Source organism: Shewanella sediminis HAW-EB3 (assembly GCF_000018025.1).
GTDB lineage: Bacteria > Pseudomonadota > Gammaproteobacteria > Enterobacterales > Shewanellaceae > Shewanella > Shewanella sediminis.
The window spans coordinates 4889767-4913280 of the sequence record NC_009831.1; the positions used below are offsets into that span (position 1 = coordinate 4889767).

A 23514-nucleotide genomic window follows, 5' to 3' on the forward strand; every position below is an offset into this window, starting at 1 on the left:
GTAGAAAATGAACAGAAGTAAAATCCTTTTAGCACTCTCTGCAACTGCAGTGATAAATACAAGTAGCGCCATGGCTGCAGGGCTTAGCCTGTCTCAAATCGGCACCGCTGACAGTGTGGCAACCGCTGGGGCTGCAGGAGTCACCAATAATTCCGATGCAGCAGCAACCATCACTAATGCGGCAGGTTTATCAGGGATAGAAGATTCAAATATGATGCTGGGTGGTCAGTTGTTAGATGTGCGCTCTCAATTTGAACCTAAAGAGGGCGAGAGCACGCAGAGCAATGGCTTACAGTTTATCCCGCATCTGTCATATGCCAAACGGCTCAATGAAGATTGGGTGGCTGGCATAGCGCTTCACTCGCCCGGTGGCTTAGGTGTTGCTTACAGTAATGGTATTGCCGGTGGCGCGCAAAATATCGTAAAAGAGAACAAAATAACCATGCTAAGCCTAACTGCTTCAGCAGCCTATCAAATTAATGAACAACTCGCTTTAGGCGCCAGTATCATCACCAATTATGCCGGCGTTGAAGCCTCAGTGTTCGATCGCACCGTGACTGGCAAACAGTTGGCACCCACGTTTGCACTTTCGGCTCAATATCAACTGAATGAGAAAACACGCATTGGCGCAAACTATCAACATGGTAGCGAACACGATATCGAATTTGACGAAGCACTTCTCGGCATTCAAGGCATGGCCATCAATTGGCCGGCGACGTTTGACATTGGCATAGATCACCAGCTTACCGAGCAATTGAACATTATGGCGAATGCCAAATGGCAATCTTGGAGTGACTACGATGCTAATTATCAAGACACCTACTCCGCAGGTATCGCTGCCGGGTATCAAGCGGGTCACTGGCTGTGGCAGGCGGGATTTAGCATTGATAGTAGCCCTGTCGATGCCGAGTATAGAGACATTGTATTACCGCTCGATAAACAATGGCGATTAGGAATTGGCGCTGAAAAAACCTTAGCTTCAGGAGCTAAATTGGGGATAGCCTACCAATATCAGAACCTAGGTGATGCCGAGATAATTTCCCAAGGGAGAGAGCTGCTTCGTCCATCAGGAGAGTACAGCGAGAATCGGGTGCACTTCATCACTTTATCTTATCAATTCTAATTGCCGGCAAGCCGAAGGACGGTATGACTACATGACTTCGGCTTATCAAATTTCAGACATAAAAAAACCTGCACAATGGCAGGCCTTTTTACTTGATTGGTACCGGAGGACGGACTTGAACCGTCACGCTCGAAAGCAACGGATTTTGAAAAGAGAGCGCCTAAAAATACTAAGCAATATCAATAGTTAAAATCGCACAAAAAGACCTTTGCAAATTCTTTGCAAGAACAAGCATTTCTCATTGTAATGGAATAATAAGCAAATAAATAGAACGTCACAATATCTCAAACAAACTCTATGTCTATCTCCAGAGTAACAGTAAATACTGGTACTGCCGCTTCGTGCTGTATGGTAAATGACACGCCAAAGCCACAAAGAAAACAGATCTGAATGAGGCTATTTTAACGGAGAGTTACAGATGGATGGTGTCGGCCTTCATACATCTAAATTAAACATCATAATGTGGACCTCCGGACAGTTGTCAAAGAAGCGGCGCTCAAAATGAGCGCCGCTTATGATGACCCTATTCTAATTCAAACACTACTTGCTCACGTGACAAGTAATGCAAGAGTAGGGGTCCGGGAAGGTTTCGCTGGTGTGCCAGTCGCTGTTGCCACGGGTCAACTGTTTGCTTGCAGCCTGTTGTCCATAAGTAGTACCGTTGTGGCGGTAGAGGTCCAGCATATCCTTGGTTGTAGGATCCTTCGACTTCACGACATCGGCGCAGGGGCCCATTTCACCGTTAAGCTCGTTAGCCCTTTGAGTGACACCAAAACACTGCACTTTATCGAAGGGGAAATTCTTTGAAGCATCGCCGTGATTGAGCATCAGCTTGTCCTTGGAGTGACAGAAGTGGCAGCGCGCCACAGCGCCGTGACCGGCAGGAGCACCGTTGCCGCCGTGACAAGAGGCACAAAAGTAAGGCTCGGTGCTGTCAGGCAGAACCGGCGAGTCCCCGCCTTCGAGATGGGTATTAGTCAAGCCATGACATAGGCCACAGTCAGCAACCCCCCAACCAAAGTGAGTGCTTTCAAGAGGGGCTGCCGCCTCGGCAATATCGTATATAGGGTACAGACCATTATCAAAAGCATTGTGCTCGGTCATCTCATACTTGGATCCATAGTCCGAGCTAATCCAATACATTTGGACGAACTCCTTAGGGTTCACCATCACCGAGATATCGGCGGTGCGATGGAGGCTAATGCCACCATATCCCGAATACCACTGGTCGATGCACTCCTGGGCTGTGGTCTCATCCAGCTTGCCACTCTCATCGCGCAGGAAGTGGCAGATGGTCTTGCTATCGTAGGGAGCGGTGCCATTGACCAGTTCACCGGCCTTGGGCCACGCCGGGCCGTTGAAGAAATCCACCGCGGACTGGCCTTCACCGGCAACCCAGCCCCAGCCGCTGAACCCTTCGCTTCCGTTGCGCAGTCCTTCGACCTGGGTAATGATGTAGGCGTCAATCGTCGCGCCGGTGGAGAGGGTGGGCCAGTAGCCAAAGTGAATGTCGACGCCATACTCATGGTGAGCGGTCATCAACGCATCCATCAAGGTGATCACCCCAGGCTGGTACACGTCGGGGCGCAGGTTGTAGGCCTTGACCTCGAAGTTACTGGCCGGGAATTGAGGGGCACGCCGGCCGTCAAGATAGGACAGGCTCAGACTCGGCAGGATCACCTTGCCACCGTTGGCTTTCAAGCGATCAGCCTCGGCCCGCTGCATCTGCTTAACACGATCTCTCATCGCTTGGGAGACCGGCTGGAAGCGGATGTTCATCTCCGGCTGCACCCAAAATTCATCCAGGCGCTCGTAAAGGGTATCGAGAATTGGGTTGGCAATTTTAAGGTTGTCACCCTGATCATAAGTATAGGATGCGTACCAGTTCTCGCTGTCCTGGTAGTCCCCTGCGGCGACGTCATCGAAGTCACCGTCGCCGTTGGCGTCGAAGGAGACGGTGAAGTCGTAGGTGTTGAGATCGGTGTTGAACTCCCCTAGTGTGACTTCCAAATCACCACGGATAGATGACACATACAGCATCACGTCCAGGATGGAGTATTGGCCGGGAACGAAGATGTCTTCACGGATAGAGGAAGTACCAAGGTAGGCTTTTATGTCATCGGAGTGGACCTCCATGTAGTACTTGCCATCGTCGCTGGTACTGGCGTTGTAGTACTTGTTTTTATTACGATCGTTTACGTCCTTGGGCTTACCATAGGTGCCGGTCTGGCTACCTGTAGTCGGCAGTTCATAATCCGTCGGCATTTCATCGGCGCACATCTCCGGATGATCGTCGGTGCAGGGATACCAGCGCCCCAGATAGACCCGAACCAGGCCGTCAAATTGCCTATTTGGCTCTACATGCACATCCAGGTTGTCATAAATGGGAGCCGGAGTAGGTTGCTCTGGCGTCGACGGCGGAGTAGAGCTGTCCGAATCGGAGCCGCAACCGGCCAAGCCAATAGCGGATAATACCGCTAAGGCGATTAGTTTTTTCATCATCATTACTCGATTTTAGTTAGTAGGAACTCAGGCAAGCCAGCCTTGCTGCATGGCCAGGAAGACCAGTGCGGATCTATTGCTGGCACCCAAGGTTTTTTTCGCTATATCGAGGTGGTAGTCGACACCTCGACTAGACAGAAAGAGGGCATTGGCTATCTCTTTGGTGGTGAAACCCAATGCGGTCAGTTTTACAATGGTTTTGGTGCGGTCGTTGAGCTCTTCCGTCTGTCCCTGCTGCAGAATAAATGGCAGAACCATGTCATGAAAATAATGCTTAACTTCGTCGATTTTTGGGCAGTGAATTTGGTTAAAGATCAGGATCAGATACCCTTGACTAACCTGGGCGCTGTAAACTCTCTGACCCTGTATCTGCTTGTCATTTGTCAGACCGAAGTGAAAGGCTGCGCTTTTTTCAGAAGCCACAATAATGCATGCGCTTTGTCGCAAAGCCGGAGCCGACACGTAGATGTTGCTGTATTCAAACCGGGAATCAAACTTGAGATCCCAAGGGCTCATTTCGCACGAGATATGCTGCGACAGGCCGCAATGCTTTGACTGATAAAAGATCCAACCGCTTGGCAGCATGAGCCGTCCCCCCCATTAATAATGTAATCAGAAAGTAATTAAAAAGTGTGGAAAAATTATAATTGATTACCGGGAAATCGAGGAGTGATGGCCGTTGGGTTTGTTCCAAGTCTGTTCATAAGTGAAAAAAATTGTGAACAATTCGTCCTTATACGAGAGGAAGGGGGTATTCTTTGTGACAAAGGTCACCACAAATAATGAGCGGCGAGCAGATTGTGGAACACCCGTCCAGGCTGGTATTTGCTTTTCTCTGTACGGTAAATTTATAGTGCACACTTAATCGCAAGATGTGCAAGGTGTGCAAGTAAGGCAATCACTGCATTACGTAGTACCTTAAGCCATAGGAGGAGAGGATGGGTAAGTATCGACAGCAGGTGTTGAAAGCGGCGCGAGAGTTGATCATCGAAAAGGGGCTATTCGAGTTTTCAATGCGTGATCTAAGCAAGGTCACCGGACTGTCGGTGGGCAGCTTGTACCGGGAAGTCCGCAATAAGGACGATCTGTTGCTGCTGGGAGCCGCCGAAAACATTCGAAGGCACGGATTGGGTTTGAACCAGGTAAAGACGTTGGGGCTGAATAGCGCCGAGCAGATATTGTTTCAGATTGGCTTTGCCCCCTACTGTATAGACTTTGTTGACATGGACAGCGACAACATGGGCACCAACTTCCTGCTTAACAACTGTGACTTGGTTAGTAGAGCTACTCCCAAGACAGTGGCGGAGCTCCAAGCCTATTTCCTGCAGTATCGCCAGCAGGTGGTTGATTTGGTTGACGGCCTGATCGATGAGCAGGCATTTTCCAATGGCAAAGCCCAGGTAATGGAGGTGATCGCCGATCTGTCGATTCTCTGTCGCGGTACTCGGGTGTTACGCGTGATGCGCACCAATATTATGTTTCGTCCCAATTTAGTGCCGACAGAGAAGCTTTGTCAACTCGGGGAGTTGATTCTTCGTCAGCTTGACTGGAACATTGACGGCCCGCTGTTAGATCCGAAAAAAATGGATCTGGCATGGAAAACAGCTATGGATCAGAGCCAAATGCTCTCGATGTCGTTGAAAAAAAAGGCTTCATATCGAATATCCGGGAAATGTAGCTCGGATTTTTAAGATGAAAGTCGTTGCTATCCCTGTATCCATAGGTCATCCGCTTTATGACCTAGTTAATGAATCGAGTCAGTCTCAAGGTTTTGCAATAGCTTGGCGAACCATGTGGTAACCACCTCACGATTGTTAACCCTACCTAAAACTAGCTACTCGCAGGGTACCATTTACCCTGTGACCCAGCATGAAGACCAAGATAAATGATCTCTGCAGTTACCAAAAATCATGCAAAGATAACGATACGTAACGGCAAGAAAATAGAGGGGTTATTTCGTAGGTTTACTGAATTTCAGGCATAAAAAAACCTGCTAAAAAGCAGGTTCTTCCTTTCCCTAATAAAAGGGATTGGTACCGGAGGACGGACTTGAACCGTCACGCTCGAAAGCAACGGATTTTGAAAAGACCACCTCTTAAAATACTCAGTAATATCAATAAATAAAAACAACAAAAAGCACCTTTGCAAATTCTTTGCAAGAACAAGAATTTCTGATCGCGATGAAAAAACAAGCAAATAAATCGAACGTCACAACATCTCAGACAAACTCTATGTCTATCTCCAGAACAACAGTAAATACTGGTACTGCCGCTTCGTGCTGTACGGAAAATGGTACGCCAAGGCCTCTTAGACCTAAATGAAGTAATTGCAATGGCTTAATCGGGAGATATCAAATCAAAGCTCTATTGGCTCATTAAGTGTTTCATAATTTAATCTGCAGTGTTTAAAAGTTGTTCCGGCGGCGGTATCAACTAGAGGAGTGACCGTTTTAAGCATTTTATTGAATGACATTGGCTGCTTACTCGTCCAGCTAAGTGTGTTGGCGGCCAAGCACAGTAAGTTGAATACTGTTTCAATCCTATTATCGTGGCCGTGCTGGCGTAAAAATTTATTCTGACCGATGACAATACTCCCTCGCTCTATGGTTCTCATAGAAAAAATACAATCAATTATTTCCCTCTTGCTAGATAAGAGTTCCCTGCTTTTAATTGCCCTTCTCCAAAGCTCTTGAACCCTTGCTTTTAACTCAATGAATACCACATTAATATTCCCTTCATATTCAGGACTCGCTACTCCATATACGTGAGGACTTACACCCAAGAAGTTTATGCACACATCCCCCTCTTTAGCAGACCAGCACTTAACGATATCGTACATAAGTGTATAGACTATTTTCTCTTTATTACTCAGAACGTCCATATCCATTATCATGTCTGTTTTGACTAGGATATCATTCACATGCTCAACAAAAAGAGCCGCAACAATGTCCTCCCGGGACCTGAAATGGCTATAAAATGTTTTGGGGGAGCACTTAGCTCTTTGTGGTATCTGAGACAATCGAAATGAACACACCCCTTCCTCTATGATTAGCACTTTAGCTTCAGCCAAAATATTGTCTCTTGTTACTGATTTTGTTTTTAAATGGTTATGCATTTCGCTCCCCCCAATCAAATCCTTATTTAATAAATGAACGATTGCTCAGTATTTATCAAGGGAAGAAGGCGGAACTGTGACAGGCCTCGAGACCGTGTTAGCAATTGAGATGTAAGGCTTTTCCAGGGGTGACTGTTGTCACTTTATTGCAGTGTAAAGTTTTCCCTCCTGCAGTAAATTCCATCACAAAAAAGATCCTCAATAAAAAATATGATTGTTATCAGGAACTCACTCTCCTGTTAATCAATATTTGAGGAAAATATGAAAACTTCACTAACCACACTCACTGCAGCTTTATTTATGACGTTTACCGCATCAGCCGCAGAAGTAATAAAGATCGACACCCCTGCTCTGGACAACACAGTCCAAAAAATCTACTCCGTTTACTGCCCGTTCTGCTACAAGTACGAGAAAGCAGTTACGCCAAACCTAATCAAAAATCTTCCCGCAGGTACCAAGTTCCAAGCTATTTGCTTAGAGAACAAAGGTCAGCTTGGCATCGAGGCTTGTGAAGTCTTAGCCGCCGCCCAAACCATCAGCCACAAGAAGTACAAGCAAGCCAAGCTGGCCATGTACTCCGCAGTGCATGACCAGAAGCTAAAGAACGTTAAGGGTTCAACTGCAGTCAAAGGGGACCTAGCCGCTATCGGGCTTAAAGCTGCCGGAATGTCTCAGACGGAATTCAAGAACGCTCTCAACTCATCTGAGGCACAAGACAAGCTAGCCTATGACCGCACTATCGCTCTAACTATTGCCAAGAAAAAGGGCATACCGGCCATTGTTATTAGCGGTAACAAAATGATTGATACCAGCACAATCACTTCATTATCAAACCTTGATGAAACCATTAAGAAATACCTTTAGGAGTGAGCATGATTAATAAATTAAAACAGTGGTTCGCAGACTTAAAAGCTTACCCACTACTCACATTAGAAGCCACACAAGAAGGCCGTGCAGTCTGGGTTGTAATGGCTGGTGCATGTGTATTCTTGCTCGGTTCAGCAATGGGGTTCTTCCAGGTCTTCCTAGAGATGGATCCTTGTGAAAACTGTGTCTATATCCGCTTTAGCCAGTTCTGCATCCTGATAGCCGGTGTAATGATGATTGTAAATCCTAAGAACAAGGTGATTAAGGTAATAGGCCTTGCGCTAGCCTGGTATGGGATTGTCTACGGCATGGATAAGTCAATCATATTATCTGGTCAGCACGTAGCCTCACACGCCTCAGACTCTGGACTTGACCTGTTTCAGTCTGGCCAAGGCGCTAATGCCTGCTCATTAGAACCCACCTTCCCACTTGGTTTGCCGCTTCATGAATGGCTACCGTTCGAGTTCGCTCCATCAGGTATATGTGGTGAAGACGACTGGGCGCTGTTCGGCCTCAACATGGCTCAGTACTGCATCATCTCATACACAGTCTTCATAGCCTGCGCCTTACCTTTAACCGTAGCTTTTATCACTAAGAGCTTAAGAGGAGGGTCTTTTTTCACTAAGACCTTAAGAGAAAGCTAATGATGAGAAGACTTATGGAGTTCTTGCATTCTCAGCCTAAATGGCTGGGTGCTAACGAACCTGCAATTAGTAGTTGACGCATTGTCTGCATCAGTTGTTCACAACAAAGGTGACCGAATAACCTGCAGAATTGTGACTATCCACCTACTGAATACATCGATATAGAAGACGCTGCGGACTGCCGTGTCACAGGTTCCAATCAAAACACCTTCGGGTGTTTAGGTACCATACAAATAATTAGAAAAGATGATGAAAAATGCTTAAAAGAACAATTATAGCAACAGCAATAGCCACTATTTCATTGGGCGCATCTGCCGCAGGATTTAAGCCTGCACCGGCCGCAGGTCAGCTTGGTGCGGTTCTTGTGAACCCATACGGAAACTCTCCACTTACTGCACTTATCGATTTACGCAGTAAGCAACCAACTGACGTTGTAGTTACAGTTAAAGGCAAGGGTCGCAACGGTGTTGATATCAAATACCCAGTTGGACAGAGGACCATTAACACACATGACGGTATCCCAGTATTCGGTCTGTATGCTAACCACAACAATGTTATAAAGCTTACATACAAGCTAGAAGGCAAAAAAGTATCAGAGACATATAAAGCCCTTACTGGCGCTATCGTTAACAACTATATCGATAACCGCAACGTAACGGCACTTCCCGAAGTTCAGGTTAAGAAAGTTGCCAAGGGCTTTGGAGACCGCTTATACCTAGTGAACTCTCACACGTACAACCAGCAAGGCTCTGATCTTCATTGGTCTGGTCAGAAGAGCAAAGACGCCGGTATCTTTGAAGGCTCTCCAGCAATGGGCGCACTTCCATTTGAAAACCCACCGATGACCTATGTTGTCGACACTGAAGGTGAAGTCCGTTGGTGGTTAAACCAAGACGCCACTTATGACGCGACAAGCCTGGACATTGAGAAGCGCGGTTACTTAATGGGCTTCCAGGATACCGGAGAAGGTAGTTACACGTTCGTGCAGGGCCAGCATTACGGTACATTTAACCTGTTAGGTCAGATTGACTCACAGCGTTTGCCTCGTGGCTATGTCGATGCATCACACGAGCACAATGTTATGCCTAATGGTCATACGCTAGTTCGTGCAGCAAAGGCTAACTACGTTAACGATCGTGGAGATACGGTTCATACAATACGTGATCATGTATTAGAACTTGATAAAGACGGCAACCTCGTTGACGTTTGGAACGTTGCAACAATCCTTGATCCATACCGTGATGCACTTCTTGAAGCATTGGATATGGGTGCTGTTTGTCTGAACGTTGATATGGACCACTTGGGCCAGACAGCGAAGATGGAAGTAGACGCTCCTTACGGCGATATTCCAGGTGTCGGCGCTGGTCGTAACTGGGCTCACATCAACTCTATCGAATACGATCCAAAGGGTGACGGCATTATCGTTTCACTACGCCACCAAGGCGTAGCGAAGATTAACCGCAATAAAGAGGTTGTCTGGATTCAGGCGCCACGCGAAGGCTGGAACAAAGAGCTTGCTAAGAAAGTCCTTACTCCTATCGATTCTAACGGCAATAAGATCAAGTGTACTGAGAAAGGTGTTTGTGAGGGTGACTTCGACTTCACCTACACACAGCATACTGCTTGGTTGAACAATAAGAACGGCAACCTGACAGTATTCGACAACGGTGATGGTCGTGGTCACGAGCAGCCAGCGCTAGGCAGCATGAAGTATAGCCGTTTCGTTGAGTACAAGATTGACGAAGAAGACATGACCATCGAGCAGGTCTGGGAATACGGTAAGGAGCGTGGCTACGATTGGTATAGCGCCATTACATCAAACGTAGAGTACATGGAAGATAAAGACACCATGTTCGGCTTTAGTGCTGCAATCCACCTTTACAATCCAGGCGAGCGCACGATCGGTAAGATCAACGAGATTGGTCGCACTGATGGCAAGGTTAAAGTCGAGATTGACGTCTTATCTGATAAGCCTAACACGCCTCATTACCGCGCAAGCCTAGTAAACCTAACAAGCCAGTTCGGTAAATAATAACTAATAAATGTAGTAAGGGGCTTTCGGGCCCCTTTTTTATAGGGTTAATCTCAATGAATAACATTTTAAAAATTGCTCTACCCATCGTAATCGGCTGCAGCTGTAGTGTTAACGCAATAGCAAAAGACTTTACTACGGTGACTGCCGGCTATATTGCTCATGCAAGTGATACGTTAGACGAAAACAAAAACCAATTTGATAGAACTCTGATCACAGTGGCAAACGTACGTGCTAAAGATTGGGGTAGAATAGCCACTGTGGGTATCTTCGAAAACTTAGAGCAGTCGTCATCAGATCCACAAGCTGAAGCACTCGGCGAAGCTTGGAGTACCTTTAAATTTGCCGGCGTAGCACACATAAAAACGGGCTTTGTTCCCAGCCTTAACTACATGGTTGATGAGTTCTTTTTTACTAACACCAATGGTTATGAAAACAACATGAAGCTAGGCCTGTCCTATGATATGAAGCTTGGTGATGCCAAAGCCAATATCGGAGCAGGCGTCAACTATGTCAGTATCGATAATGCAGGCGCTAAATTCACTGGCTTTTCCGGCTATGCTTTGAATGCATCAGTGCAATACCCAATATCGGATAACTGGGGGCTCAAGCTCCTATACAATGGCGTATTTGATCGTGATGAAAAGCATGCCGTTGGCTATACCGATAGCCTAGATGGCAAGCAGCATGACTCTGGGTATCGTCTCGATTTAGCCGTGAATTATAAAATTTCTAACGCCATCTCAGCGTGCCTGACCCTTAGACAACTCGATAGCTGGTACGGATACAAAACGAGTAAAGCAGATATGATGGTACTGACGACTTCAATCACTTTCTAGCCAGGTCTCCCACCTTATAATGTTAATTTTTAAAGGTGGGAAAATAACTGTTGAGGATAACCAGTTCAAGCTAAATACAATGAATAATGATGAGAGCACTTAGGATTTTAAAACCGAAGGGAAACGGAAAGTTCATACTATATTTCAGACATAAAAAAACCTGCACAATGGCAGGCCTTTTTACTTGATTGGTACCGGAGGACGGACTTGAACCGTCACGCTCGAAAGCAACGGATTTTGAATCCGTCGTGTCTACCAATTCCACCACACCGGCTTAATCAAATAGACTAACTGAAGCTAAGACCTCAGTAAGTGACGGCGATTATACCTTTGCAGATGATAATGGCAAGCCTTTTAAAAGGGGAATAGTGCTAAGCGGACAAATTTCATCCTTTATCTAGATCACTCATTAAACATCCAATTTTATGAACAGTTCCTTTATCAGTTCCTGGATTGAATATTGAAGGAAAAAGCCTGCTCCGAAAGAGCATATAACAGGGGCTTTTCCCCTGGACAAGTTTCAACTTGTTCAAATTTATACCAACTTTATTGATCGAGATCAGCTTGTTGACAGCGAAACAAGACTAATTTAGGGGAGAGTAATGAATACTGATGTTCTGAAAGAGGATTTCGCACATGGCTTTCTGGTTAGATTTAATGTTTGGTAATCCGATAGGATTAATGTCGATGATAGTCATCTTTACCACTATAGGCATCATGTCCTATCTCATCTGGTTGTTTATTGACAAGTCTAAGCCAGAATAAACACAAGGTTTCGATGAAGCAGCATTAATTTTTGCTGCTTCTAATGCAATGGGGGCAATGAAGCCCCCATCTTTTTATCTGTTTATCTGTTTATCTGTTTATCTGTTTATCTCTAATGTTCTCACAGTTTTTCGCTGAGCGATAATCCCAGATTAGCCAACATTCAAGCAGCATGCTTACGGGTAGTTACCAGATTGTGAGCAAAAGGTGGCCTTGCCTTTATTAGGTTTTGCATCTCTTCTTGACTTGGTTCACCCGCAGGTAACCTTAAGACTTGTCGATTTAGGTAGACTCTAGCTCTCATCGAGATCTTATAGTCTGCCGTTGGCCCTTGAATAGCATAGTGTTTCTGGTTACCAAGGTGTTCAATAATATTCGTTGAAAGTAAACTGCTCACAGCAGGTTCATTTTGCGGCAAGGTCAGAACGGTCTCGCCTTGGAGAAAAAACTCTCTCAAGAGGGCTCTCTCCGTTGGATCGAGTAGCTTTACTTTCTCCTCGATGATCTCTGTGTTACGTTTGTTCTTTAAATAACCAATCGCTTCATCCAGAAAATAGTTAAGCACTTGTGTCATGAGATAGGCAACACCGATAATCAGACCTAAACCTATAAAATGAGAGTTAGCTGTGATGGCCTCATCCAAATTCAATGCCGATAGCAGTGCCTTAGGTATAAATAGCAGCGCAGCGCTCACGATAGCTAACCAGAGCATCGAGCTGAAGATAAGCTGTTTAGGGGTCGATTGCTTAGTGAATTGAAATTTTAATTTCTGCATATGAAGACCTAGTGTCAAAAATCTGTACTTACTAAGATACAAAGCAAAAATAATGCCATAAATCAATGAAGTTGTTTTATTGTCAATATTTCGGCTTTTATCTTTGTTTTTAACGCACTAACTTGATCAATAACGCTGGAAGCGGTCTATGCTTATAGCTACAAAAGGCAGCACAATTTATGGATTGCAGACTCCATAATTGAGCAAAATTACTTACTTCGAGGCGCAGAAAAGGGTTCATGCAGACATTTACAGGCCGGTTAATTAAAAGCCCCATAGGTCGAAAGCTGACTTTGTCGATAGTCTTGTTTAGCTCCATCATTACTCTACTGACAACAGGCTTTCAACTCGTCAATGACTATAAGGGCGATGTCGATAGAATATCTCGTCAATTTACCAGTATAGAAAAAGTTAATTTGGATGTACTGGCTGCCAGTATCTGGGTCATCGACGAACGTTTAATCAACACTCAACTCAATGGCCTGATTCAATTGCCTGATATTACCTACATCTCAATTAATGATGATAGTGGTCAGATATGGATTGCCGGTACACCTACACCAGAAAATACGATAGAGAAGTCTTTTGAGCTATTTTACAGCTCAGGTAGTGACAGCATCCCCGTAGGTACCCTATTAGTCCAGGCAGATCTGAAAGCCGTTTATGACAAACTACTGGACCGCGCCATTATTATCTTACTTTCAAATGCGATAAAAACCTTTATCGTTGCTGGCTTCATACTATTTTTAGTCTGGTATTTTGTAACGCGACATCTGCACAGTTTAAGTCAGTATTGCCAACAGATAGATCTCGACGCCCCTGCAATTCCCCTTACTTTTGATAAAAATCATAAGAAAGAGGATGAGTTCCAGCAAGTATCACATGCAATTAATGACATGCAAAATCAAATTCGTCGCTCCTTTTCCGAGCTAAAAAAGTCTAAACAGGAACTTCAGGAGTCCCTGGCTGATAGAGAGCGTTTACTCGAGTTAGAAACCAGCTACAAGGATGAACTAGCGAGACAAGTGAAGGAGCGCACCCAAGAGCTGGAGCAATCTTTACTCGTACTTAAGCGTGCCCAGGAAGTGCTGGTTGAACAAGAGAAGATGGCCGCTTTAGGTGGTCTGGTATCTGGTGTCGCACATGAAATAAACACACCCATTGGGATCTGTTTGACGGCAGCCAGCTCTCAACTCATTCACATCCAAGAGTTAATCAAGTTAATCCACAGTGAAAATGCGACTCTGGAGGAGATCAATTCTATTCTGGAAGAGTATCAAGAGAGTTGTGAGCTAATCGTCAGTAATATTACGCGTGCAAGCACCCTTATTCAAAAGTTTAAAACCGTTGCCGCACAGCAAAGTTTAGAAGAAAAACGCAGCTTCAATTTAAAACAGAGTCTGGTGGAGAATCATGAAGCCATGAAGATTCTATTCGGTGAGCAACATGTGGATGTTCAATTCGACCTGGATCCGGATCTCGACATAACAGCCAACCAAAGCCTATTAAAGCAGATCATCACCAATATCCTGTCAAATGCTTACTCACACGCCTTCAAGCAAATGGAAAATGGCATCATTTTAATCAAGGCTCAATTGAAAGAAGATCAACTCCATATTTCAATACAAGATAATGGTTCTGGTATATCGAAAGAGGCTTCGACACATATTTTTGAGCCATTTTATACCACTAACCGCAGTCAGGGAGGGACGGGTCTGGGCTTATCTGCTGCATTTAATGCTGCCACTTTATTAAAGGGGAATATCAAATTTGAACCCGAGAGTGACTTGGGTGGAGCTAGCTTCCTTATCTCTTTTCCTGTAACGGTTCCGCATCATGATTCAGGCACCGACTTTCTACCTGAAACTTTCAGCTGACATTCTCAGCCAGCTGAAATGCTCAATCAACCTAGGCTTGTTGCTCTTCGGCGGTAAGCTTACAGATATCGATGATCACGTCTACGGCCTTCTCCATTGACTCGAGGCAGATATATTCGTGTTTACCATGGAAATTGTGTCCGCCGGTAAAGATATTGGGGCAAGGTAATCCCATATAGGAGAGCCTTGAACCATCGGTACCGCCTCTAATAGGCTTAATCAACGGAGTAACACCCTGATTAGTTATGGCTTTTTCAGCAATATCGATAATATGTGGATAAGGTAAGATCTGTTCCTTCATATTAAAATAACTATCGGTTATCTCGATCTCTAAGCTACCAAGAACAAGATCGGCATTGTAGCTCTTGACGCGCTCCGTTAACCAAGTCTTTCTTTTTTCAAATAGTTCCAGATCGAAATCCCGAATTATATAGGTAAGCTCGGCTTCTTCGGTTTGCCCCTGCATATTGATTAGGTGGAAAAAACCATCATAGTCTTTACTGCCCTCTGGCGTATCATGCAGTGGCATCTTGGCATGGAAGCGAGCGGCCATAGTTTGGGCATTCACCATCACACCATAGGCCGTTCCCGGGTGGCAATTGTTACCTTTTGCAGTGATCACCGCCGTTGCGGCATTGAAATTTTCAAATTCAAGCTCACCTAGCTGGCCACCATCTATGGTATAGGCCCACTGTGCACCGAATTCCGGAACATCAAAATGATCCGCGCCTCGTCCTATCTCCTCATCGGGAGTGAAGCATAGGCGTATCTCTCCGTGTGGGATCTCCGGGTGTTCCAGAAGGTAATGTAATGCCGTAATTATTTCAGATATGCCCGCCTTATCATCGCCACCTAACAAGCTCGTACCATCGGTAGTGATTAAGGTTTTACCTAAGTATTTAAGCATGTGGGGAAACAACTCGGGACTCAATACTTCATCTTCGCCCAGTTTGATCTCACTGCCGTCATAATCATTGATCAGCTGAGGAGTCACATTCGCGCCACTGAAATCCGGAGCGGTATCCAGATGTGCGATAAATCCTATACAGGGAACACCCTCGATGGTTTTAGGTACACTCGCAGACAAGTAGCCCTTATCGGAGAGTTCAACTCTATGGAATCCTAACTCTTCGAGCTCCAGCTTTAGCAGCTTTGCAAATTCAAATTGCGATGGAGTACTAGGGGACTCAAGATTTTTACCATCAGACTGAGTATCAATCTTAATATAACGCAGGAAACGTTCTAACAGTGCTTGTCTCATAAGAAGACTACCAAAAGTAAAAGTGACCAGAGTCTATCAAGTCATTTTGGGCAATCATTAGATTTTGATCAAAGTTTGGTTAATTTAAAGTGTGTCCGAAGATACGACAGAGTTAACAGGCGACGTCATCTTACTGACACCGCCTGACTCTGGTACTAAGGATTAGGGCCCGCAAATCAGCATCTACAAGCGGGAGTAATATTTTTTACTACTTCACTCTTTACCAGTGCAACCTTTACTACCGCACAGCTTACTATGTACTTTTTACTATTTAGAGCACTTTTCTTGCCAGCTTAGTCAGCACCCGGCTCGCGGCAACAAATCCGAATGTACCGGTAACCACAGTCACCGCACCAAAGCCGGATGCACAGTCCATACGCATGCTGCCATCGGCATTCGCCTTGGTATTGCATACGCTGCCATCTGCTTGGGGATAAACCAGTTGCTCGGTAGAGAAAACGGCTTCAATACTGAACCGTCGTTGCACATTCTTAGAAAAATTATGCTCCCGGCGAAGCAGGTTTCGCACTTTTGCCAATAGCGGGTCTTGGTATGTTTTTGCTAAATCCGCTACCTGAACCTGCGTAGGGTCGATCTGACCGCCCGCACCACCTACTGTCACTATGGGAAGCTTCTGCCTCTTACACCAGGCAATGAGTGCCGCCTTGGGTTTTACGGCATCGATACAGTCGACCACATAATCAAGCGTGCCGTCCTGCTTCTTGCCGATGAAGTACTCCCCCAGATTTTCCACAGTAATGAAGTCCTCCACCTGGTTGACCTTACACTCCGGGTTGATCTGCAAGATACGCTCAGCCATCACCTCAACCTTTGACTCACCGATCGTCTCTTTCAGGGCATGAATTTGGCGGTTGGTATTGGTCACGCAGATATCATCGAGATCGATCAAGGTGATCTCACCGACCCCACTTCTTGCCAACGATTCGGCGACCCAGGTTCCCACACCGCCGATTCCGACAACGGCAACATGTGATTGCGCAAATTGAGCTAATGCCTTTTGACCATATAAACGGCCAATACCTGCAAATCGATTTATATATGCTTCAGAAAGCACCAATTCTTCCAACACAAACTCCAACAAGGCTAATAGTCATCTATACATCTGCCACTTTGACACTTCCAAATCACAAGGGCACCTTTCAGCGCTCAAATTGCCGCAACAAGACGAATAGTTAAGTAGAGTAATTTTATCTCATTTCAACTACAAAAACTAAAACTAGTTTATCCGTCAAGCCACTCACACACTTGTTAATCAAGTTCACAAAAATTCACCTTAGCTTATCGACTGTGGTTAATACTGTTAATCATATATTTAGATCGGTATAACCCTTTGTAAATAAAGATGATTGATATCACACAAAATCCACCATGCGTGATAAGAATCACAAAAAACGATTCCCTATCTATGACAGAATCCGATCGACAACTCTCGACAAGTACTGATTCAACAGGCTGGCATCCACTAAATAGCACAGCCTTTACCAGCATAAATTTTTCAAGCCTTACTTAATGCTCGACAGCAAAAAATGCTGTTAAAACAACTAGCCACAGGAATACAAAAATGAAGAAAACGGTTCTGTCTGCATCAATCATATCGACACTAGCAATCACCTCTTTCTCAGCTCTCGCTGACGGCCCAAATTTCTATGGCCGTGCAGATCTTGCATTCACCAATTCTGATCTCGGTGTCGCTACACAAAACCAGAAATCGGGTACCATAATTGAAAACAACTTCTCATGGTTAGGTGTTAAAGGCACCGAGAAGATCAATGAAAATTTTGAAGTGATCTACCAGATGGAGTTTGGCGTGACGAACTTCGACAACTCAGGAGACACGTTCGGAGCCCGTAACACCTACTTAGGCCTTAAGAGCGTTGCCGGTACTGCCCTTGTTGGTCGTAATGACACCGTATTCAAAGCCGCTGAAGGTGGCTTCGATCTCTTCGGTAATACTAACTCAGATATCGATCTTCTTGCTGCCGGACAGTCTCGCAGCGCCGATGGTATCAGCTATTACTCACCAAAAATTGCCGACTTAGTGACATTCAACGCAACTTACCTGGTTGAAGACAACTATGTCTCCTATGATGAGACAACCAATGACCGCATCGATGCGGGCAACATGTATGCGCTAAGTGCCACCATAGGTGACAAAGCGCTTAAGGCGCAAAACTACTTCGTGTCTGGTGCCTATACCGATGGTATCGACGATATCAAGGCCTATCGCGGCGTGGCACAAGTGAAACTGGGTGATGTGATCTTAGGTGGCTTCTATCAGAACAGTGAACACTTAGACGATAAGTATTCAAACCTGGAAGGCGACACTTACTTCGTTAACGCCGCTTACGTTATGGGTAACCTGAAGTTAAAAGCCATGTATGGTAACGACAACTCGGGTCTTGGTAAGTATGTGAGCAGATTCGTTGGCAATACCGAGGGCGGAGCGATGGAGACGGTGTCTAATGTCGATCTGCAGCAGTTCAGTGTCGGTGCAGACTACCGTGTCAGCAAGAGCACACTATTTTATGGTCACTACACTAAGTTCGATGGTGACATGGTGCTAAACAGTGTCACGCAAAGCCTGAATGACGATATCATCACTGTCGGTATGCGTTACGACTTCTAACCTAGTGGGGCAAAGCTAAATTTTTCTAATCGAAAAAAACTGCAATAGACCTAACCTGTTAGTATGAATTTTCATAAAAAGCGGCCATTGGCCGCTTTTTTTCAATATAACCGATAAAATGTCGATTTAGTCCCGCCGCAAAAAACACTTTTTTCTACTGTTTTTCCAAGTTCGTAATTGTTCCCAATAAAAGATAATGAATGACCACGGCACTCCAAGCCATGACATATCTCATTACGACCAATTGTTAAAAACTCTCGCAGACCGCTATACAACTAGCTTTACAATTTTAGCACTTCCTTAACGAGCCGCATTCCGTTCTGTATATAATTGTTGGGCTACTTCGTTCTAGGTAGATATAAAGTAAGCACTTTACCTATTCAGCCTATTTTTTAAACTTCGAGTGCAAACTTGTGACAAAAACGCATGCTATGGATGCTAGAGAAGGCGAAAACATGATCTAGTCCACAATTTTATTAGTGTAAAACTGTAAAATCCGAGCTCATGATTGTTACAAGAATGGACCCTTGTAGCAAAATTAAAAACCATAAATAACCATTTTAAAATGGAGAAGAACTTAGGTTCTTGGGAGCACTTAAAACATGAAAAAAACACTAATCTCTGCAACAGTTGCATCAGTACTGACTATGGCTTCATTTGGCGCGCTAGCCGAAGGCCCTAACTTCTATGGTCGTCTGGACCTGTCAGTAACTAACTCTGACAATGGCCTGACTTCTCGCGAAGGTAAAGAAGGCACTGTTCTAGAGAACAACTTCTCTCACGTAGGTGTTAAAGGTAGCGAAAACATCGCTAACAACATCGACGTAATCTACCAGATGGAATTCCAGGTTGAAAACACCTCTTCTAACAGTGATGTTTTCAAGGCTCGTAACACTTTCCTAGGTCTTAAGACTACTGCCGGTACCGTACTTGTTGGTCGTAACGACTCAGTATTCAAGCAAGCTGAAGGTGGCATTGACCTATTCGGTAACAGCAACGCCGATATCGACCGTCTTGTAGGCGCTCAGTCACGTGTTGCCGATGGTATCTGGTACTACTCTCCTAAGATTGCCGATCTGGTAACGCTTAACGCAACTTACCTGATGACTGACAACAACCAAGCCGGTGTTGAAGATGCTGATGATCAGTACGCATTAAGCGCGACTATCGGTGATAAGAAGCTTAAGGCGCAAAACTTCTACGTTGCTGGTGCATACAACAAAGGCATCGCCGGTATGGATGCATACCGTGGTGTTGCTCAAGTTAAGGTTGCTGGCTTCAAGCTAGGCGGTCTGTTCCAGAACTCTGAGCACGTTAGCAAGACTAACCTTGAAGGTAACACTTACTTCGTCAACGTTGCATACAACCTGAACGGCGTTAACCTTAAAGCTGAGTACGGTAAAGATGAAGCAGGTCTTGGTCTATACGCTAAGCGTTCTGGTATCCAGACTGCTGAAACGACTGATGTAAACATCACTACTATCACAGTTGGTGCTGACTACAAGATTGCTAAATCAACTATGGTATATGGCCACTACGCTATGTACGAAGGTGATTACAAGCTTTCTGGTATTAAGATGGACCTAGAAGACGACAACGTATTCACTGTTGGTGTACGTTACAACTTCTAATTTCGCTTCGCGAATTTAGATTGAAAAAGCGACCTTATGGTCGCTTTTTTTGTTTTGAAACTCAGCCAATAGATTCTAGGACCTAGAAGCTAGGAACTAGCCTCTTCTTATAAGCCGATAGACTGACTCGGTCAGCCAAGGCACCTCTTTCTTGATAAACCTTGGGTTTTCACTGAGCACATCTTCACAGGACAATATTTCAACTTCAAAAAACTCCGCCATATTTGCCATTATCCAATCATTCGATACGGCAAACGGAGGGCCTTTCAACGCCTCTTGGGGATAATCTAAGGTAACGAGCAGGCCGATACTTTTTGGTGGAATAAGCGCAGCAAGCTTCTGCACATAATCCTGGCGCATCTCTTCGGGCCAGGCGATGAGTGCGGCCCTGTCATAGAAAGCACCAATGGTTCGATGCTCTTGACTGGATAAAGCCTCATGGGAAAGGGAAAACAGGTCACCTTGGTAGATGCTCACCTGCTCGGTAGCGAACTTTTGCAGCTCACCTACCCGACTCGTTGAATAACTCAGATCGTTTTCGGTAAAAAAATGCTCTACGGCTGTCTCATTGAGCTCACAGCCGATCACCTCATGGCCTAACTCGGCGAGAAAACAGATATCCAAAGTCTTACCACAAAGCGGGACAAACACACTGGTATTAACTAAATTGTTCAGGTTCAACCGAGGCCAATACTTTATCAACAGCGGATTGACCTCATTTTGATGAAAGCCTATCTGCTGAGTATCCCATTTACTGTGCCAAAAGCCGGGTTCCATAATTTGTCCTGTTCGCGTCAACACATGCATGACTACCGTCAAGCATAAATGTCGGAAATAAGAATTTTCCGATACTTTAATGGGAACAAAACAGAGATGCAAAATTTAAGTCTTTAAGACTAAATCTTTAAAGAGAGGTTTTTTAAACTGAGTTAAGTGCTGCAGCTACTTTTATTTATAGAAAAATTAGATATTTATTTTATCGCTAATATTTTCTGCGCCTTTCTCAGCCACAGACAATTTTCACACTCACAGTTTCTTCTGGAAAGATGATGTGGAGTCAAACTGGAATCGATAAAATCTACGGCGATCAACAGCTGTTGTTTGATCTCCTGAACTGATTTTTTTTCAACCGCGACTAACTCGTCGTTGTGATTCATCCAGATACATTCCATCCCCTGATGGCAATATAGGCACTGCTCATCACTGGTATTGAAAAAGCCTGCATGAGGGCAAAATTTCAACTCCATCGATTGAACGATGCGCTTCCTGGGGTACTCGAGTAACTCTATTAACAGGGCTTTGTCTAACTCTGTCATATGCCCCTCCTCACTTCAATTATGCCTCTGTGACTAGCAAAAAAGAGGCTTATTTATGTTTATAAAGATATATTAGTTCTGCCTAAGAGATTACCTGCGAAATTTTGTAACAGAATTGATATAGGTCAATATCATCACCGAAAATGTTCGATAGGCACCTTTAGATCTAACAAACATGGTGTTGATCAACTCAACTATGAAGCACTTGATAGCCACATAATTAACAATAATAAATGTTGGCTTATTCCCGGCTTATTGATTTAATGAATCCAGTACTCAAGAAAGCGTGTATGACCTAAGATGCCTACAAGCCAACAGCCCACACCACAACTGCAGCACTTCTATATATCTGAAGAGCAGTCAATCTATCTGCTTAGAGCCGATGATGCGCGTAAACACAGAGCCTGGATACGCCTGTGTAAGCAACAGCTGGGTAAGCTAGGCTATAAGGAGTTGGAGCTCGTTGGTAAAGGCGCTTATGGGTTCGTATTTGCAGGCATCGACCCCCAAGGCGAGGCGCATGTTTTTAAGTTTTCACGTGTAACCTTGCCACAACACGTTCAAGACAGGCTGGAAGAGGAGGCGTTTATGCTTGCTCAGGTCAAGCATCCGAATGTGCCTCCCGCTATCAAGTTTGCCCATGCAGGTAAACAAGGCATCTTGGTCATGGCAAGGGCACCGGGTGAGGATCTCGAACAACTCTGCTTGAAACGAGGCGCGCTGCCTGTGGCTATGGTCATGAATATCGCCAGGCAACTTGCCAATATACTGCAATACCTGCATCACGGTCGTCCTTTGGTGCATGGTGATATAAAGCCGTCCAACTTAGTCTACGACGTAAAAACCAATCACCTCTCACTTATCGATTGGGGGTCGGCGGTTTTTGCCCAGCGAGACGCTCTGGGTAACCCGGTCAATGGAAATGTGATGGACCTGCTCTCTAATGATCAGCAGCATACTAACGCCAGAATGGGAGATGTCTATTTTATTGGAGAGGAGCAACTCAATGGCTCCCTCTCCAGTACCCGATTCGATGAACAGGGTGTCGCAGCGACCTTATATGCCATTGCATCGGGTCAGGCGAGTCGTTTCGGCAGCAAGGTAATAACTGCCACCAGCATAGGTTTACCCGTAGAGCTGGCAAAAACCTTAGATGGCATGCTCAGTGAAAATCCGGTCCAGCGGAATAAAGCAGGGGATTACTTCCTGAAGAGCATGCTTCATAGCCACCGACTTCACCTGCCCGACATCGATGAACCACCGCTGATTGAGGAGATCCCGATTTGGGAGCTCACCCGTGAACGCGATGTAGAGACGGTTATCTATAGCTCTCGAAAATCATTCCTGAAAGAACATAACACGGAAGATCCCATCGAAAAGATGGATGACCTTCAGTTAGAAAAATATTATCGCAACTTCATGGCGGGAATGGGTGATACCGAGAAAGGGTTTATCGCAGCTGTCGGTCGTATCGGTCAATACTCGATTGTAGGCGGTCTGGCAATCCACTGGCGAGAAACCGGCGTGTTTATCGATTCCAATCTGGCCCTGTATCGCGCCGAGGAAAAGGCGGCATTGACTTTAGCAGTCAACAATATGGTCACTCTGGCCAGAGGAATAAGAAGGATCGGAGTATTCAAAGCCTGCTTCTTCAATGCCAGAGATACCTTGCACCTTGAACGTGATGATACTACGCAGCCTTTTCATATCGAGCCGGAGCAGCAATTACCTTTCGAGGTCGGAAGCGTTCCTTCGCTGGAAGATAAATCCCGCTTGCACTCTTACTTCGAGGATGGACGAGATCCCGATGAAAACCTTGAGCTTCCTTCTGAGATCATAAATGAACTGGCATGGATCAACAGGATCCATCATACCGGCTGCATCATCTTCGAGGTCCTCCCTAACCATATGAAGATCCACAGTTACCTAAGGTTATTAAACCCCAGAAAACAAGCGGCATTCCGTGCCAGCCTGGATAGAATATTGAGCCACGTGGATAAAATACAGGGGAAAGGGGTATCGGGCTTTATGAAGCTCCCCTACAAAAATACCCGAAAGTTCAGCCAGATAGATTGTAAGGAAGAAAACTTTTATCCAAGGAATCCGAAAATCAGTTCCTAG

The 23514-nt window shown here is 45.1% G+C and carries 19 protein-coding genes and 1 tRNA gene; 11 read left to right on the forward strand and 9 right to left on the reverse strand.

All coding sequences use genetic code 11. The features are described 5' to 3' along the window. The first annotated feature begins 7 nt into the window (after positions 1-7). Positions 8-1123 (forward strand): OmpP1/FadL family transporter, encoded by a 1116-nt coding sequence (locus SSED_RS20835; RefSeq protein ID WP_012144328.1) that lies wholly within the window; start codon positions 8-10, stop codon positions 1121-1123. A 540-nt stretch (positions 1124-1663) separates the two neighbouring features. Here the strand turns inward: SSED_RS20835 and SSED_RS20840 are convergent. Further along, entirely contained in the window at positions 1664-3628 is a 1965-nt protein-coding gene (locus SSED_RS20840; RefSeq protein WP_012144329.1) for a hypothetical protein, read from the reverse strand. A 24-nt stretch (positions 3629-3652) separates the two neighbouring features. Beyond that, the gene (locus tag SSED_RS20845) at positions 3653-4210 is read right to left on the reverse strand and encodes a LuxR C-terminal-related transcriptional regulator (RefSeq protein ID WP_012144330.1); all 558 of its coding nucleotides are present in this window, start codon (positions 4208-4210) and stop codon (positions 3653-3655) included. A 353-nt stretch (positions 4211-4563) separates the two neighbouring features. On the opposite strand from SSED_RS20845, the gene SSED_RS20850 reads away from it, so the two are divergent. Next, on the forward strand, positions 4564-5316 hold the full coding sequence (locus tag SSED_RS20850) for a TetR/AcrR family transcriptional regulator (RefSeq protein WP_012144331.1): 753 nt from the start codon (positions 4564-4566) through the stop codon (positions 5314-5316). A 664-nt stretch (positions 5317-5980) separates the two neighbouring features. Here the strand turns inward: SSED_RS20850 and SSED_RS20855 are convergent. Beyond that, the gene (locus SSED_RS20855; protein ID WP_012144332.1) at positions 5981-6739 is read right to left on the reverse strand and encodes a TetR/AcrR family transcriptional regulator; all 759 of its coding nucleotides are present in this window, start codon (positions 6737-6739) and stop codon (positions 5981-5983) included. A 261-nt stretch (positions 6740-7000) separates the two neighbouring features. Between SSED_RS20855 and SSED_RS20860 the strand changes: the two genes are divergently transcribed. From SSED_RS20860 to SSED_RS20875, 4 genes are all read left to right on the forward strand, one after another. Further along, positions 7001-7603, forward strand: a complete 603-nt coding sequence (locus tag SSED_RS20860; RefSeq protein ID WP_012144333.1) for a thioredoxin domain-containing protein — start codon at positions 7001-7003, stop codon at positions 7601-7603. Positions 7604-7611: 8 nt separating this feature from the next. After that, positions 7612-8250 carry a disulfide bond formation protein B gene (locus tag SSED_RS20865; RefSeq protein ID WP_012144334.1) on the forward strand — a complete coding sequence of 213 codons (639 nt, stop codon included), beginning with the start codon at positions 7612-7614 and terminating at the stop codon, positions 8248-8250. A 256-nt stretch (positions 8251-8506) separates the two neighbouring features. Beyond that, positions 8507-10282, forward strand: a complete 1776-nt coding sequence (locus tag SSED_RS20870) for an aryl-sulfate sulfotransferase (RefSeq protein ID WP_012144335.1) — start codon at positions 8507-8509, stop codon at positions 10280-10282. Positions 10283-10338: 56 nt separating this feature from the next. Next, positions 10339-11121, forward strand: a complete 783-nt coding sequence (locus tag SSED_RS20875; RefSeq protein ID WP_012144336.1) for a hypothetical protein — start codon at positions 10339-10341, stop codon at positions 11119-11121. Between the two features lie 189 nt (positions 11122-11310). On the opposite strand, the gene SSED_RS20880 is transcribed toward SSED_RS20875, so the two are convergent. Further along, positions 11311-11395, reverse strand: a tRNA-Leu gene (locus SSED_RS20880). Between the two features lie 362 nt (positions 11396-11757). Between SSED_RS20880 and SSED_RS24215 the strand changes: the two genes are divergently transcribed. Beyond that, a complete protein-coding gene (locus SSED_RS24215) occupies positions 11758-11886 on the forward strand; it encodes a DUF3149 domain-containing protein (protein ID WP_012144337.1) in 129 nt (42 codons plus the stop codon). 163 nt (positions 11887-12049) lie between these two features. Here SSED_RS24215 and SSED_RS20885 read toward each other — a convergent pair whose 3' ends face one another. Continuing rightward, positions 12050-12661, reverse strand: a complete 612-nt coding sequence (locus SSED_RS20885; protein ID WP_012144338.1) for a superinfection exclusion B family protein — start codon at positions 12659-12661, stop codon at positions 12050-12052. 239 nt (positions 12662-12900) lie between these two features. Between SSED_RS20885 and SSED_RS20890 the strand changes: the two genes are divergently transcribed. Further along, positions 12901-14538, forward strand: a complete 1638-nt coding sequence (locus SSED_RS20890) for a sensor histidine kinase (RefSeq protein WP_012144339.1) — start codon at positions 12901-12903, stop codon at positions 14536-14538. Positions 14539-14569: 31 nt separating this feature from the next. Here SSED_RS20890 and pepT read toward each other — a convergent pair whose 3' ends face one another. Together pepT and tcdA are read right to left on the reverse strand one after the other, a co-directional pair. Next, positions 14570-15799, reverse strand: coding sequence for a peptidase T (gene pepT / locus SSED_RS20895; protein ID WP_012144340.1), 1230 nt, complete (start codon positions 15797-15799; stop codon positions 14570-14572). Positions 15800-16070: 271 nt separating this feature from the next. Next, positions 16071-16886, reverse strand: a complete 816-nt coding sequence (gene tcdA / locus SSED_RS20900; protein WP_012144341.1) for a tRNA cyclic N6-threonylcarbamoyladenosine(37) synthase TcdA — start codon at positions 16884-16886, stop codon at positions 16071-16073. Between the two features lie 495 nt (positions 16887-17381). Between tcdA and SSED_RS20905 the strand changes: the two genes are divergently transcribed. Together SSED_RS20905 and SSED_RS20910 are read left to right on the forward strand one after the other, a co-directional pair. Continuing rightward, entirely contained in the window at positions 17382-18446 is a 1065-nt protein-coding gene (locus SSED_RS20905; RefSeq protein WP_012144342.1) for a porin, read from the forward strand. Positions 18447-19048: 602 nt separating this feature from the next. Then, on the forward strand, positions 19049-20077 hold the full coding sequence (locus SSED_RS20910; RefSeq protein ID WP_012144343.1) for a porin: 1029 nt from the start codon (positions 19049-19051) through the stop codon (positions 20075-20077). Positions 20078-20173: 96 nt separating this feature from the next. Here the strand turns inward: SSED_RS20910 and SSED_RS20915 are convergent, their stop codons facing one another. Together SSED_RS20915 and SSED_RS20920 are read right to left on the reverse strand one after the other, a co-directional pair. Further along, positions 20174-20854 (reverse strand): thiopurine S-methyltransferase, encoded by a 681-nt coding sequence (locus tag SSED_RS20915; RefSeq protein WP_012144344.1) that lies wholly within the window; start codon positions 20852-20854, stop codon positions 20174-20176. A gap of 194 nt (positions 20855-21048) precedes the next feature. Then, positions 21049-21393, reverse strand: a complete 345-nt coding sequence (locus SSED_RS20920; protein WP_012144345.1) for a hypothetical protein — start codon at positions 21391-21393, stop codon at positions 21049-21051. A 300-nt stretch (positions 21394-21693) separates the two neighbouring features. Here SSED_RS20920 and SSED_RS20925 point away from each other — a divergent pair, with 300 nt between their 5' ends. Beyond that, positions 21694-23514 (forward strand): protein kinase domain-containing protein, encoded by a 1821-nt coding sequence (locus SSED_RS20925; RefSeq protein WP_012144346.1) that lies wholly within the window; start codon positions 21694-21696, stop codon positions 23512-23514.